The sequence below is a fragment of the Sneathiella sp. genome, assembly GCF_029233945.1.
Lineage (GTDB): Bacteria > Pseudomonadota > Alphaproteobacteria > Sneathiellales > Sneathiellaceae > Sneathiella.
Map to the genome: position 1 here is coordinate 14,053 of NZ_JARGOQ010000047.1, position 13,465 is coordinate 27,517.

Sequence of the window (13,465 nt, forward strand, 5' to 3'; positions counted from 1 at the left end):
AATGGTTAATCCCCGCTTAATGAAAGACCGACTTCGTTGTCATAATACCACAAAAAAATGTAATTCAGCCTGAGGAGACCCAAATGCTACTATGAGACGAACAAATCAGTTGCAAAATCACCGCATATACTCTACCTCTGCGCAGCTAATTTCGACCACGGATTAAATGCTGATGACGGAATTTACGACCTCTCTGACGAAAATTACCCACCAGGCTCTCATTGATCTGGTGAGGTACTGGCAGCAACTTGACCCCGCACCAACAGTACCGAACCGCCAACAGTTCAATCCGATCGATATTCCGCACTGCCTTCGGCATATTATCCTATTTGATGTTGGCGTCGGCAGGCCCAGATATTTCATCCGCCTCGCAGGATCGTCGGTCAATCCCGTTTATCAGAAGCCGGTAACCGGAGAATATCTTGAGAACGTCTTGAGCGAAGAGGACCGCCCGGCGATTATTGCCCAGTATGACTACTCGGTTACCTATCAGCGGCCAACATACATGGCCGGTACAGTAAGCGTTCCTTCAGGCCGGAAACTAAACTATGAGCGCGTTGTTCTTCCGCTTACAACAAATGGCGACATGACAGACAAGTTACTGGTTGGCATAAATTTTTCCGACGTCAAGCAGCATCTGATTGATCGGCCGGCATTCAAATTATAACCCCGACAACGGACTTGCCCTTCCCGTTCTTCATGGAGTAGGCTAAGAAAAATTAACCAAGTCAACGTCGGGAGGGTTATCATGCAGATGAGCGGTGAGGAATTGATCAATGCTTCACGGGCCGAGGTTTGGGACGCATTGAACGATCCGGAAATTCTGCGCCAATCGATCCCCGGATGCCAGTCTGTTGACAAAGTCAGCGATACGGAATTTGCAGCGACGGTTAAAGTCAAGGTCGGTCCCGTGTCCGCTAAATTCAATGGCAATGTGACGTTGAGCAATATTGATGCGCCAAATGGGTATACTATAACCGGTGAAGGCAAGGGCGGCGCCGCCGGCTTTGGAAAGGGCGGCGCGGATATTTCCCTGAAGGAAGTCGATAACGGCACCCTGCTCGCCTATGACGTCAACGCATCCGTCGGCGGAAAGATGGCACAGATCGGATCGCGCCTGATCGACGGCACGGCAAAAAAGCTGGCCGGTGAATTCTTTGCAAAGTTCAATGAGCTCGTCAGCGCGGGTCCGGAGAAACCCTCAGCAGAACCGCTGATGGCCGAGGATGCGCCCGCGAGTGAGCCCTCCTCCGTACCGGAAGCCAGCGCGACGCAAGAAAAAGTTGCCCCACCGCCCGCACCCGATGCGGAGAAAGCCGCCTCGCCCGACTGGATGCGGCCCGCGATCCTTATTCCGCTCGGTATTGTTGCCGCCATCATACTTTTCTATCTGGCGGGCGATTGATATAAATCATTGAAACCACTTTACTGCTCTTGACGCCGCGCTAGATCAGTTGGAGACTTGTAATCGATAAATAAAAAAAGTCCGCAAAACTATCTGACACATCGCTACAACCTAAACAAAATGTTAGATTAAGGGAGGAAGATCATATGACAACCGTTAGCATGACGGTGAACGGGAAACAGGTCAGCGCCGATGTTGCGCCCAACACCCTGCTCGTTCAATTTATCCGTGAAAATCTCCGACTGACCGGAACCCATGTCGGCTGTGATACCAGCCAATGCGGAGCCTGTACCGTTCATGTCGACGGCGATAGCGTTAAATCCTGCACAATGCTGGCGGTTCAGGCTGACGGCGCGGATGTCACCACCATTGAAGGTCTGGCGCAAAATGGCGAGCTGCATCCGATGCAGGCGGCCTTCAAGGAAAATCACGGCCTGCAGTGCGGCTTCTGTACACCGGGCATGATCATGAGCGCGGTTGACCTTGTAAAGCGCAACCCGAACCCATCCGAGGAGACAATCAGGACCGAGCTGGAAGGCAATATCTGCCGGTGCACGGGCTATCATAACATTGTCAAATCAGTCAAAGCAGCTTCGGAGAATATGGGAGGGTGATCAATGTCTGTCGAAAATGGAATTGGCGCCTCAGTCAGGCGTAAGGAAGACCAGCGGTTTATTACCGGTAACGGCCACTATCTGGATGATATCAACAGGGTGGGGCAGGCTTACGGCTATTTTCTGCGCTCACCGCATGCCTTTGCCAAAATCAGCAATATTGACCTCACCGCCGCGAAGGCAGCCCCGGGCGTTGTCGATATTTTCACCGGCGCGGATATGGTCGCCGATGGTGTTGGCGGCCTGATTTGCGGTTGGGGCATTACCAGCAAGGATGGCTCCCCTCATAACGCGCCGCCGCACAACAGCCTTGCTGTTGATGCCGTCCGGCATGTGGGCGATCAGGTGGCTTTTGTCATCGCCGACACCCTGCAGCAGGCGAAAGATGCCGCGGAATTGATCGAGGTGGATTACGAGGTTTTAACCCCCGTCACCAACATCTCGAAAGCGCTCGCCCCCGGAGCTCCACAAATACATGAAGAAGCGCCCGGAAATCTTTGTTATGACTGGGAACTCGGCGATAAAGCGGCGGTAGATGCGGCCTTTGCCAATGCGGCCCATGTCTCAAAGATTGATCTGGTCAACAACCGGCTCTCTCCCAACCCGATGGAACCGCGTGCGGCCCTTGGGGAATATGACGCGGGCAGCGAGGAGCTGACGCTTCATACCACCAGCCAGAACCCGCATGTCGCCCGGCTGATCATGTCGGCCTTTTTAGGGATAGCGCCAGAAAACAAGCTTCGGGTGATTGCACCGGACGTCGGTGGCGGCTTCGGCAGCAAGATTTTTGTCTATGCCGAGGAAACAACCACCATCTGGGCCGCAAGGAAGATTAACCGCCCGGTCAAATGGACGTCGGATCGCTCCGAAGCATTTCTTACTGACGCCCATGGCCGCGACCATGTCTCCCATGCGGAGCTTGCCATGGATAACGACGGCAAGATTTTGGCGTTTCGCGTTTCGACCCAGGCAAATATGGGAGCCTACCTCTCAACTTTCGCCTCCGCGGTGCCGACCTATCTCTATGGCACTCTTTTAAGCGGGCAGTATAAAATCCCGAGTATCTATGTCGAGGTGCAGGCCGGCTTTACCAATACGACGGCGGTGGATGCCTATCGCGGTGCGGGCCGTCCGGAGGCCACCTATGTGGTCGAACGCATGATGGACACGGCGGCGCGGGATCTGAGCATGGACCCCACGGAATTCCGGCTCAAGAACTTTATCCAGCCGGATGCCTACCCTTACGAAACGCCGGTTATCATGACTTATGACTCGGGCGATTATCCGCTCGCCATGAATTTGGCGAAGGAGATGATCGACTATGACGGCTTTGCCGCTCGCAAAGCCCAGTCCGAAGCCAATGGCAAAATCCGGGGCATCGGCACGGCCGCCTATATCGAAGCCTGCGGCATCGCGCCATCGGCCGCTGTCGGCTCGCTGGGTGCTGGCGTTGGCCTTTGGGAGTCAGCAGAAGTCCGTTTCAACCCGACGGGCAGCGTAACAGTCTTTACCGGCAGTCACAGCCATGGGCAGGGCCATGAAACTACCTTCGCGCAGATCATCGCCGACAAACTCGGTGTCCCGATTGAAAGTGTCGAGGTCGTGCATGGCGATACCAGCAAGGTACCGTTCGGCATGGGCACCTATGGCTCGCGCTCCCTTGCCGTTGGCGGGTCTGCCATCGTCAAGGCGGTCGACAAGATAGTCGAGAAGTCAAAGAAGATCGCCGCCCACCTCATGGAAGCCTCCGTTGAAGATATTGAGCATGAGCATGGTGTCTTCTCGGTCGCCGGGACGGACAAGCAGATGACCATGGGCGAAATTGCCTTTGCCGCTTATGTCCCGCACAACTATCCAGCCGACCTGGAACCGGGCATGGCGGAAAATGCATTCTATGATCCGCTCAATTTCACGTTCCCGGCGGGGACTCATATCGCGGAGGTCGAGATCGATCCGGCAACAGGTATTGTCGATATCGTTGACTGGGCAGCCGCGGATGATTTCGGCAATATCATCAACCCGATGATTGTGGAAGGCCAGGTGCATGGCGGTGTCGCGCAAGGCATCGGTCAGGCCCTTCTTGAAGGCGTGGTCTATGATGACGACAGCGGACAGTTGATTACCGGGTCCTACATGGATTACTGCATGCCACGGGCCGATGATCTGCCAAGCTTCCGCATTACGACGACAAACACCCCCTGCCCCAGCAATCCGTTGGGCGTAAAAGGGTGCGGCGAGGCGGGCGCGATTGCGGCCCCGGCGGCCCTCATGAACGCCATCGTCAATGCGTTGGGTAAGGATATCGATATGCCGGCGACGCCTGAAAAGGTATGGCGCGCCATCAACAGCAACTAAGAAGGGACACACCCATGTATTCATTCGATTATGAACGCCCTTCGGGGGTAAATGAGGCGGTTTCGGCCGTTGGTGAGGATGACAAATTTCTGGCCGGTGGTCAGACTTTGCTACCGACCCTCAAACTCCGGCTGGCTCAAGCAGACAAGCTGATTGATCTTGGCGGAATTGCGGAGCTTAAAGGCATCAGCGTCAGCGGCTCCGAGCTTTCTATTGGTGCGATGACCCGACATGTGGATGTTGCCAATTCGGCAGATGTCAAATCCGCGATCCCCGCCCTCAGCCATCTCGCCAGCCATATCGGTGATGCGCAGGTGCGGAACCGGGGGACAATCGGTGGCTCGATCGCCAATAATGACCCGGCGGCGGACTATCCCGCCGCGCTGGTTGGCCTTGGCGCGACAGTACATACCGATAAACGCAGCATCTCGGCGGAGGATTTCTTCATCGATCTGTTCGAAACGGCATTGGAGGAAGATGAGCTTGTCACCAAGGTCACCTTCCCCATTCCGGAAAAAGCCGGTTACGCCAAATTCCCGAACCCGGCATCCCGATTTGCCCTGACCGGTGTGTTCGTTGCACAGACGGCGCAAGGTGTGCGTGTTGCTGTGACCGGTGCGGGGCCTTGCGTCTTCCGCCAGACGGATATGGAAGCGGCACTCTCGAGCAATTTTTCCGCCGAGGCGGTATCCGGTATCAAGACGGAAGCTTCAGGCCTCAGTGCCGATATTCATGCCTCTGCTGATTACCGGGCCAACCTGATCTCGGTCATGGCGGCGCGGGCGGTTCAGGCCGCTTCATAGCCCGCCTATCAATACTGACACTAGAAAAGGGGAAGTTTTGGCTTCCCCTTTCATCTTTGATACCCATTTCCCAAATTCGGGATTAGAATTCCGGCGCAAACAGATTTAAGCAACCAAGGGAAATCCGACAAGTATGACAAATGTCCAGCCGCATTCCATTGACACTGTTCAGGACCTGTTGCAAGACGCCAACTATGTGGCGGACCGCAGCCTGGCCACGGTCCTTTTCCTTTCCTTAAAAATGGGACGCCCGCTTTTTCTGGAGGGGGAGGCAGGTGTTGGCAAAACTGAGATTGCCAAGGTACTGGCGGAGCAGCTGGGCCGCCCCCTGATCCGCCTGCAATGCTATGAGGGGCTGGATGTCAGCTCCGCCGTCTATGAATGGGATTATGCCCGCCAGATGATTGAAATCCGGCTGGCGGAGGCAACCGAGACAGCAGACCGGGACCGCCTCAGCAGCGATATCTTTTCAGAAAAATTCCTGATTAAGCGACCACTCCTGAAGGCACTGGAAAGCAATGTCGGCGGCGCGCCGGTTCTGCTGATCGACGAGCTTGATCGCACCGACGAGCCGTTCGAGGCGTTCCTGCTTGAGGTGCTGTCTGATTTTCAGGTGACCATCCCGGAGTTTGGCACCATCAAGGCGAAGGAACCGCCGATTGTCATTATCACCTCCAACCGGACACGGGAAATTCATGATGCGCTGAAGCGTCGCTGCCTTTATCACTGGGTCGACTATCCCAATGCGGAGCGTGAAAAAGAGATTATTGCCCGTAAAATCCCCGGCGCGGATGAGCGACTTTCAAAACAGATTGTCCTGTTCATTCAGGAACTGAGAAAAGACCCCAACCTGTTCAAGCTGCCGGGCGTGGCGGAGACGCTGGACTGGACCAACGCGCTAAAGGAGCTCGATATCATCTCCCTTGATCCCGATGTCATTAATGACACGCTCGGAGTTCTCCTTAAATATCAGGATGACATCGTGAAAATCCAGGGGAGCGAGGCGGCGGACATTATCCGGAAGATCAATACGGAAATGGACGCCACATGAGTGAACCGGCGAAACATACCGGTGGCACTTTCGCGGAAAACATCATGCATTTTGCACGCACTCTGCGCCGGGCCGGTTTGCCCGTCGGCCCGGGCCGCGTGATCGAAGCTATCCGCGCCGTTGAAGTCGCCGGCATTCGTCGCCGGGATGATTTTTACTGGACGCTGCATTCGGTTTTCGTCAATCGCCGCGATCAATGGGATATCTTCGATCAGGCCTTCCATGTGTTCTGGCGCAACCCGGAACTCCTCAAAAAGATGATGGACATGATGCTGCCGACGACCTTTCTCGACAGCACGAAGCGCGAGGACCAGCCGGAGTTGAGCCGACGCCTGTCCGAAGCACTTGCCCCTTCGCCTGCGCCGGATTCCGATCAGGAAAGTGAGGAAGAAGAGATTGAGATAAACGCCACCCTCACCGCGTCGGACAATGAACTTCTGCAATCGAAGGACTTCGAGAGTATGAGCGCGGAGGAAATGGAGGAAGCCAAAAAGGCTATGGCGACAATGCGCCTGCCGATCATGGAGGTAAAAACCCGGCGGCAGCGGGCGGATTTCCACGGCGGCGTGATCGATATGCGCCGCACCCTGCGCGCCAGCCTTCGAAGTGGCGGCGCCAGCATCCCGCTTCGCTTCAAATCCCGTGTGACACGTCATCCACCGCTGATTATTATTTGCGATATTTCCGGCTCGATGACGCAATACAGCCGGATGCTGCTGCATTTCATGCATGCGCTCACCAATGACCGCGACCGCGTCCACACATTTGTATTTGGCACCCGGCTCACCAATATAACAAGATATATGCGTTATCGCGATGTGGACGCCGCGCTGAATGCGGTCAGCGAAAAGGTCGAAGACTGGTCTGGCGGCACCCGTATCGGCGCAACGGTGAAGGAATTCAACAAATTCTGGTCCCGCCGGGTGCTCGGCCAAGGGGCCATGGTGCTCTTTATTTCCGACGGGCTCGACCGGGATGCGGGTGAAGGATTAGGGGTTGAAATGGAACGGTTGCATAAATCCTGCCGACAGTTAATCTGGCTGAACCCCCTACTCCGCTATCAGGGGTTTGAGCCACGCTCGAAAGGCGTCAAGGCGATCCTGCCCCATGTCGATCAGTTTCGCACGATTCATAATCTTAACAGCCTGAGAGATCTCGCTGATATTCTATCCCAACCCGTGGGCGCGCAACCCGACAAGAGGAGTTTTGCCGCATGACCGAAAGCGCATCAATATTAACGGATGACGACATCCTGACCCAGGCGCTCACCTGGAAAAAGGATGGGCGGAGCGTCGCCCTTGCGACCGTGATCAACACCTGGGGCTCCGCACCGCGCCCGGCAGGCAGCCAGCTTGCCATCGATGAGACGGGCCAAATGGTCGGTTCCGTCAGTGGCGGCTGTGTCGAAGGCGCCGTTATTCAGGAAGCGCTTGAGATCATCAAGAGCGGCGAGCCCAAAACACTGGAATTTGGTGTCAGCAATGACGAGGCCTGGGAAGTCGGTCTTGCTTGTGGTGGCAAAATCAATGTCTTTGTTGAAAAGCTTGACTGAGGCGGCGATATGAAAACGGCTCTTTTGGAAGAACTGCAACAGGCACGCGCGAAAAAGCGTCAGGTCGTTCTCGCAACCAATTTAACATCTGGAAATCAAAAACTTCTCTATCCCTTTGAGAATGAAGAGAGTTCGGATCTGGCGGAGGCGGCAAGAAATGCGCTGCAGTTCGATAAGCCCGCCACATTCGAGAGTGATGACGGCCCGGTTTTTCTGAATATCTTCAACCCACCCCTCCGGCTTTTTGTCATTGGCGCGGTTCATATTGCCCAAGCCCTCGTCCCCATGGCGGCGGGGGCAGATTATGAGGTAACCGTTATCGACCCGCGCCGAAGTTTCGGCTCCAGTTTTCGGTTTCCTAATGTCACCCTCGATAACCGCTGGCCCGATGAAGCGCTGGAGGAGCTCGATCCGGACCGGCGCACGGCCATCGTGACCCTCACCCATGATGCGAAGCTGGATGATCCGGCATTACAACACGCGCTGAAATCGGACGCCTTTTATATCGGAGCCTTGGGGAGCGGACGGACCCATGCCAAGCGGCAGCAACGGCTCCTGAAAGCCGGCTTCACGGCGGAAGATTTTACACGCATTCACGGGCCCATCGGCCTTGATATTGGGGCGAAAAGCCCCGCAGAAATCGCCATCTCCATCATGGCGGAAATCACCGCGGTTCTTCGCGGGAAGGCCGCGCCATGATCTTTGGCCGCATGGCAGTCGGAGACGCGCACGGCGTTGTCCTCGCCCATGCGGTGGAGATTGCGCCGGGCAAACTGCTGAAGAAGGGGCATGTCCTGACTGATTCGGATATAGAATCCCTTAAAAACAATAGAATAGAGACCATTCTTGGTGCGCGTATTGAAGAGACGGATATGCCGGAAGATGAGGCTGCCGCGACGATTGCCGCTCCCCTTGCCGGAGCCAATATCACTGTTAAACCGCCCTTCACCGGGCGCGCCAATCTGTTTGCCGAAATGCGGGGAATTGCCGTCACCGATGAAGAGCGGATCAAGAGCCTCAACCATATCGATGAGACTATCACCATTGCGACGGTGAAGAATTATGAGGTGGTGGAGGCCGGGCAGATGCTGGCGACGGTCAAGATCATCCCCTTCGCCACGCCGAAAGCCAAGGTGGAGAAGGTTCTCGATCGCATAAAGGCAGCGACGCAACCAATTGTTTCCATTCATCCTTTCAGGACAAAGAAAATCGGCGTGATCTCCACCCTCCTGCCGAACACGAAGGAGAAGGTGATTGAGAAATCGGAGCGGATCATGGCCGATCGTCTGGCGCGCGGCGACAATAAAATCGATATCCTCCGCCACTGTGATCATCACGAAGACGCTCTAGCCGAGGCGATCACCGCACTCGACAAAGACGGATGCACCCTCATCCTGATCTTCGGCGCGTCGGCCATTACCGACCGCAAGGATGTCATCCCGGCCGCCATCACGCAGGCAGGTGGCGGGATCGACCATTTCGGCATGCCCGTGGATCCGGGCAATCTCCTCCTGATGGGGCATCTGCGGGACAAGATCGTCATCGGACTGCCGGGCTGCACCCGCTCCCCCAAACTGAACGGATTTGATTTCGTCCTCGACCGCATTCTGGCCGATATCCCGGTGACGACATCGGATATTATGGATATGGGCGCAGGCGGTTTGCTGAAAGAAATCCCGAGCCGACCGCACCCGCGCAATCAGGAAAGAAAAACCAGACCTGCAAATGGAAAATCCGTCGCCGTCCTTATTCTTGCGGCCGGCCAGTCCCGGCGCATGGGCGAGAGGAACAAGCTTCTTGCGGAAATCGACGGGAAGGCCATGTTGCGCCATACGGCGGAAACCGCGCTCGAATCAAAAGCTGCCAAGGTCTTCGGTGTGACCGGCCACGACAGAGAAAAGATCGAAGCACTGTTTAGCGATCTCAAAATCCCCACCTTCCATAACCCGGACTTCGCGGAAGGTCTGAGCAGCAGTCTTAAAACGGGCTTTCGGGCCCTTTCCGATGAGTATGATGGCGTTCTCGTCTGCCTGGGCGATATGCCGCTGGTGAGTGCCGATCTGTTCGATGCCCTGATCGATGCCTTCGATGTGGAGGAAGGCCGCGCGATCATCGTGCCCACATTTAAGGGCAAGCGCGGCAATCCCGTTCTGATCGCCAGCCAGTATAAGAATGACATCCTCACCCTCACCGGCGATATCGGCGCCAAGTCATTGATTGCGGAAAATGAATCCCATGTCTTCAATGTCGAGGCCGATCAGGACAGCATTTTCGCCGATATCGACACGCCGGACGCTCTTTCCGCCCTCCAACAAGCATGAGTTAGTACCGTGATTGATGAACTTTATCAGAAGAGTTTGCTGCGGCTTGCCGCTAATGCCACTGGCGATGGCCGAATTGATAATCCAGATGCGGAAGAAACGGCGGACAATCCCACCTGCGGCGACCGGATCACCCTGCAAATCCGGATGAATGAGAGCAATATCACCGAGTTGAAGCATCATAACCGCTCCTGCATGCTCTGTCAGGCATCCGCCTCCATGATCGGGGAGCATGCAGTCGGAAAATCCCTTGAGGATATTCTGCAAACACGGGAAAATCTGCATTCCATGTTGCAGGGAGGCACCATTCCCGATACATCGGAATGGAAAGAACTTGAACTGTTCAATGTTGTCGCCGCTCACAAGAGCCGTCATCATTGTGTCCTGCTGCCCTTTGATGCCCTGATCCGGGCGTTGGAGACTGCGTTAAAGAAAGCCTGAGATGCGTCGTAAAAATCCAAGAATAAAAAACCTGCCCGACCTCCCTTCCCCCTGTACCGGCATTTGCAGCATGGATATGGATAACCGATATTGCCGGGGCTGTTTTCGCACGCGAAATGAAATCGGCGGCTGGGTTGTCATGAGTAATGAAGAGAGAATGGATGTCCTGAAAGAGATCCGCCAGCGTCGTCGGGAATCCCGTCTTTCGGAAAAATCGCCTTAATTTTGCCCACTTCCCCCCGCTTAATACAAGCGTCGTCAATGTCAATGTGAGCTTGCTTTCAAGTAATGGGGGCGCAAATGTATTTGAAAACTCTGAGCATTTTAACAGCTGCCTTTCTGTCACTGCTGTTTCTTATCATGGCGACGTTCATGCCCGCAGCGACGACCCTCGTCGCGTCATCTTCGGATGATCCCAATACAAAATGCCTTGCGCAGGCTGTTTATTTTGAGGCGCGCGGCGAACCCTTCAGCGGACAGGTCGCGGTCGCACAGGTGGTCCATAACCGCGTCATGGAAAAGGGCTTATCCTATTGCAAGGTGGTTTTTGAAGGCAGCACGCGCCGCAATGCCTGCCAGTTCTCCTTTGCCTGCGACGGCAAATCCGATGCCGCAACAGATCAGGTTTCCTGGCAGCGGGCATTGATGGTGGCCAGCCTTGTGAGAGGCGGAAACATGCGGGATCTTTCCGGCGAAGCGACCTTCTATCACGCGAATTATGTCTCCCCCAGTTGGTCGAAAAGCCTGAAGGTAACGGCCAATATCGGTAATCATATCTTCTACCGGCAAATGTAACTCGCACCCAAGATCTAGTTGATCTGCAACAGGCGGTCTTTTGGCCGCTTTTTTTGACGTAATAAGACCTGTTTCCCCCAAATTTACAGCCAATATGCTACGATATATTTCTTTCGTGATCACCGTCACATGCTGTAATCGAAATTTAATCTATATTAAAATTGTATTTATATCGGTTTGATATATATTCGTCTGGAATATACGATTTCAGGCTTCAGATTTTAACGTGGGCGCGTTTCTCAACATCTTGAATCAGTAAGTGGAATTAATGGATATTCGCACTTTATGCCTTGGCATTCTCACCATGGGGGATGCAACCGGCTATGAAATTAAAAAAACTTTTGAAGATCGGCTGGACCTCATTTTCCACGCCAGCTATGGCTCGATTTACCCCGCGCTCAACAAGCTGACGGAGGAAGGTCTTGTTTCCTGCCGTGAATTCAGCCAGGAAAAACGTCCCGATAAAAAAATTTATTCCATTACCGCAAATGGCCGTTATCAGTTTTTCGATGCCATCATGAAGAAGCCCGCGGCGGATCGGTTCCGGTCTGAATTTCTGGCAACCCTGATGTTTTCCCATCTTTTACCCGCGTCGGTGATTGCGGAGCTTATCGATGACCGGATTAAGGACCGGCTCCAGAAAATAGCGACCATGGCCGACGAATGCGGAAACAAGCAAACGGACCGGGATCAGTTTCTGTGTAACTTTGGCCTGACAATGTATCAGGCGGAAATTGATTACCTGCAAGATAATCGACACTTGCTGGAGGCAGATGCTCTTCTGGGAAGCCGCGCCGCCGAATAATGCAACTGTAACCATATTCGACTAAAAGAGGTATCACTGTGAACCGCTCAATCATTATCGCAATAATTATCGCCGTTGGCGTGACGGCCTGGATTGCGTCAGGCCAGATAGACATTGGCGACAGCAGTGAGAGTACAAATGGTGATGCCGTCGCAGCGACCCAAGCGGAAGGAACTGCCGCCGACACCGCAGAAACGCAGAAGAACCAGCCTAAAATCATGGGTGTGCGTTATGCCGTTTCCACGGCCCAGCCGCGCGAGCAGGAAATTATCGTTCACGGACGAACGGAAGCCAACCGGCTCGTCGAGCTCAAGGCTGAGATTTCAGGTCGGGTAAAGAAGATACATGTAGAAGAAGGCGACCGGGTAAAGTCCGGCGATCGCATCGTCAGCTTTGATGAGAAGGATAACAGAGCGCGCCTTCAGGAAGCTGAAGCGCTGGCTCGTCAGCGGGAAATCGAATTTAATGCCGCCAAGAAGCTGAACAAGAAGGGCTTCAGCTCCGATACGACATTCGCAAGCGCTAAAGCCCAGCTTGACAGCGCCACCGCGCAGGTAACCGCCATGAAAATCCGCCTGAATGATCTGGTGATCACCGCCCCTTTTGACGGATATATCGAAGCGAGAGAGGCCGAGGTTGGCGATTTCGTCAAGGATGGGAATGGTATTGCCACCATCGTGGAAAGCGATCCTTTGTTGATCACGGGGCAAATTTCCGAGTTGGAAGTCGGCAACATTGAAGTCGGCGGTGAAGGATCAGCAAAACTCGTGACCGGTGAAACCGTAAATGGCAAGGTCAAATTCATTGGCCGTGTCGCGAACCCGGAAACGCGCACCTTTCGTGTGGAACTGGAAGTGCCGAATGACGGCTACAAACTCCGGAGCGGTGTCACGGCGGGGATTACCTTCAAGACAAAATCGGTGGATGCGCATTTCCTCTCCCCCGCCTATCTTACGTTGAATGATGAAGGCGTTCTTGGCCTTCGCACGGTGGGCGAGGATGACGTTGTTGAATTTCACCCGGTTCAAATTCTCGCGGACACACCGGAGGGAATCTGGGTGCAGGGGCTACCTGAATCCGTTCGTCTGATCGTCGTCGGACAGGATTTCGTTCGGGCGGGCGACAAGGTGAGACCTGACCTCTTCGTTGCTGAGGCATCCCAATGAACGCCATTATTGACGCAGCGATAAATCGTTCGCGGACGGTTATTGCGGCTCTCCTTCTGATACTGGTCGCCGGCGCCTATGCCTATATCGACATTGCGAAAGAATCCGATCCGGATATCAATATCCCGATCATTTATGTGTCCATGACCCATGAGGG

The 13,465-nt window shown here is 54.5% G+C and carries 15 protein-coding genes; all 15 read left to right on the plus strand.

Annotation, left to right across the window (positions count from 1 at the left end; translation table 11 throughout):
- The first annotated feature begins 172 nt into the window (after positions 1-172).
- Positions 173-667: a PAS domain-containing protein gene (locus P1U71_RS14040; RefSeq protein WP_301106242.1), complete on the plus strand. Its 495-nt coding sequence runs from the start codon at positions 173-175 to the stop codon at positions 665-667.
- An 81-nt stretch (positions 668-748) separates the two neighbouring features.
- Positions 749-1,405, plus strand: coding sequence for an SRPBCC domain-containing protein (locus P1U71_RS14045; RefSeq protein WP_301106243.1), 657 nt, complete (start codon positions 749-751; stop codon positions 1,403-1,405).
- A gap of 146 nt (positions 1,406-1,551) precedes the next feature.
- Positions 1,552-2,019: a (2Fe-2S)-binding protein gene (locus tag P1U71_RS14050; protein ID WP_301106244.1), complete on the plus strand. Its 468-nt coding sequence runs from the start codon at positions 1,552-1,554 to the stop codon at positions 2,017-2,019.
- A gap of 3 nt (positions 2,020-2,022) precedes the next feature.
- On the plus strand, positions 2,023-4,374 hold the full coding sequence (locus P1U71_RS14055) for a xanthine dehydrogenase family protein molybdopterin-binding subunit (RefSeq protein WP_301106245.1): 2,352 nt from the start codon (positions 2,023-2,025) through the stop codon (positions 4,372-4,374).
- Between the two features lie 14 nt (positions 4,375-4,388).
- Entirely contained in the window at positions 4,389-5,177 is a 789-nt protein-coding gene (locus tag P1U71_RS14060; RefSeq protein WP_301106246.1) for a xanthine dehydrogenase family protein subunit M, read from the plus strand.
- A 133-nt stretch (positions 5,178-5,310) separates the two neighbouring features.
- A complete protein-coding gene (locus P1U71_RS14065) occupies positions 5,311-6,228 on the plus strand; it encodes a MoxR family ATPase (protein WP_301106247.1) in 918 nt (305 codons plus the stop codon).
- Entirely contained in the window at positions 6,225-7,445 is a 1,221-nt protein-coding gene (locus tag P1U71_RS14070) for a VWA domain-containing protein (RefSeq protein ID WP_301106248.1), read from the plus strand. Before P1U71_RS14065 ends, P1U71_RS14070 begins: the two co-directional genes overlap by 4 nt.
- A complete protein-coding gene (locus P1U71_RS14075) occupies positions 7,442-7,780 on the plus strand; it encodes an XdhC family protein (protein ID WP_301106249.1) in 339 nt (112 codons plus the stop codon). Before P1U71_RS14070 ends, P1U71_RS14075 begins: the two co-directional genes overlap by 4 nt.
- A gap of 9 nt (positions 7,781-7,789) precedes the next feature.
- A complete protein-coding gene (locus P1U71_RS14080) occupies positions 7,790-8,479 on the plus strand; it encodes an XdhC family protein (protein ID WP_301106250.1) in 690 nt (229 codons plus the stop codon).
- Positions 8,476-10,101: a molybdopterin-binding/glycosyltransferase family 2 protein gene (locus tag P1U71_RS14085; RefSeq protein ID WP_301106251.1), complete on the plus strand. Its 1,626-nt coding sequence runs from the start codon at positions 8,476-8,478 to the stop codon at positions 10,099-10,101. The genes P1U71_RS14080 and P1U71_RS14085 overlap by 4 nt, the downstream gene beginning before the upstream one ends.
- A gap of 9 nt (positions 10,102-10,110) precedes the next feature.
- Positions 10,111-10,542 (plus strand): Fe-S cluster assembly sulfur transfer protein SufU, encoded by a 432-nt coding sequence (sufU, locus tag P1U71_RS14090; protein WP_301106252.1) that lies wholly within the window; start codon positions 10,111-10,113, stop codon positions 10,540-10,542.
- A gap of 1 nt (position 10,543) precedes the next feature.
- The gene (locus P1U71_RS18035) at positions 10,544-10,765 is read left to right on the plus strand and encodes a DUF1289 domain-containing protein (RefSeq protein ID WP_367281197.1); all 222 of its coding nucleotides are present in this window, start codon (positions 10,544-10,546) and stop codon (positions 10,763-10,765) included.
- 77 nt (positions 10,766-10,842) lie between these two features.
- Positions 10,843-11,337, plus strand: a complete 495-nt coding sequence (locus P1U71_RS14095; RefSeq protein ID WP_301106253.1) for a cell wall hydrolase — start codon at positions 10,843-10,845, stop codon at positions 11,335-11,337.
- Positions 11,338-11,605: 268 nt separating this feature from the next.
- Positions 11,606-12,142: a PadR family transcriptional regulator gene (locus P1U71_RS14100; protein ID WP_301106254.1), complete on the plus strand. Its 537-nt coding sequence runs from the start codon at positions 11,606-11,608 to the stop codon at positions 12,140-12,142.
- Between the two features lie 38 nt (positions 12,143-12,180).
- On the plus strand, positions 12,181-13,308 hold the full coding sequence (locus P1U71_RS14105; protein WP_301106255.1) for an efflux RND transporter periplasmic adaptor subunit: 1,128 nt from the start codon (positions 12,181-12,183) through the stop codon (positions 13,306-13,308).
- Positions 13,309-13,465 lie beyond the last annotated feature (157 nt).

Excerpts from the sequence above, each read along its gene's own strand:
- P1U71_RS14055 (WP_301106245.1), top strand. The coding sequence starts at position 2,023 with ATGTCTGTCGAAAATGGAATTGGCGCCTCAGTCAGGCGTAAGGAAGAC.
- P1U71_RS14100 (WP_301106254.1), top strand. The coding sequence starts at position 11,606 with ATGGATATTCGCACTTTATGCCTTGGCATTCTCACCATGGGGGATGCA.
- P1U71_RS14060 (WP_301106246.1), top strand. The coding sequence starts at position 4,389 with ATGTATTCATTCGATTATGAACGCCCTTCGGGGGTAAATGAGGCGGTT.
- P1U71_RS14065 (WP_301106247.1), top strand. The coding sequence starts at position 5,311 with ATGACAAATGTCCAGCCGCATTCCATTGACACTGTTCAGGACCTGTTG.
- P1U71_RS14095 (WP_301106253.1), top strand. The coding sequence starts at position 10,843 with ATGTATTTGAAAACTCTGAGCATTTTAACAGCTGCCTTTCTGTCACTG.
- P1U71_RS14080 (WP_301106250.1), top strand. The coding sequence starts at position 7,790 with ATGAAAACGGCTCTTTTGGAAGAACTGCAACAGGCACGCGCGAAAAAG.
- P1U71_RS14070 (WP_301106248.1), top strand. The coding sequence starts at position 6,225 with ATGAGTGAACCGGCGAAACATACCGGTGGCACTTTCGCGGAAAACATC.
- P1U71_RS14050 (WP_301106244.1), top strand. The coding sequence starts at position 1,552 with ATGACAACCGTTAGCATGACGGTGAACGGGAAACAGGTCAGCGCCGAT.
- P1U71_RS14075 (WP_301106249.1), top strand. The coding sequence starts at position 7,442 with ATGACCGAAAGCGCATCAATATTAACGGATGACGACATCCTGACCCAG.
- P1U71_RS14085 (WP_301106251.1), top strand. The coding sequence starts at position 8,476 with ATGATCTTTGGCCGCATGGCAGTCGGAGACGCGCACGGCGTTGTCCTC.
- P1U71_RS14040 (WP_301106242.1), top strand. The coding sequence starts at position 173 with ATGACGGAATTTACGACCTCTCTGACGAAAATTACCCACCAGGCTCTC.
- P1U71_RS14045 (WP_301106243.1), top strand. The coding sequence starts at position 749 with ATGCAGATGAGCGGTGAGGAATTGATCAATGCTTCACGGGCCGAGGTT.
- P1U71_RS18035 (WP_367281197.1), top strand. The coding sequence starts at position 10,544 with ATGCGTCGTAAAAATCCAAGAATAAAAAACCTGCCCGACCTCCCTTCC.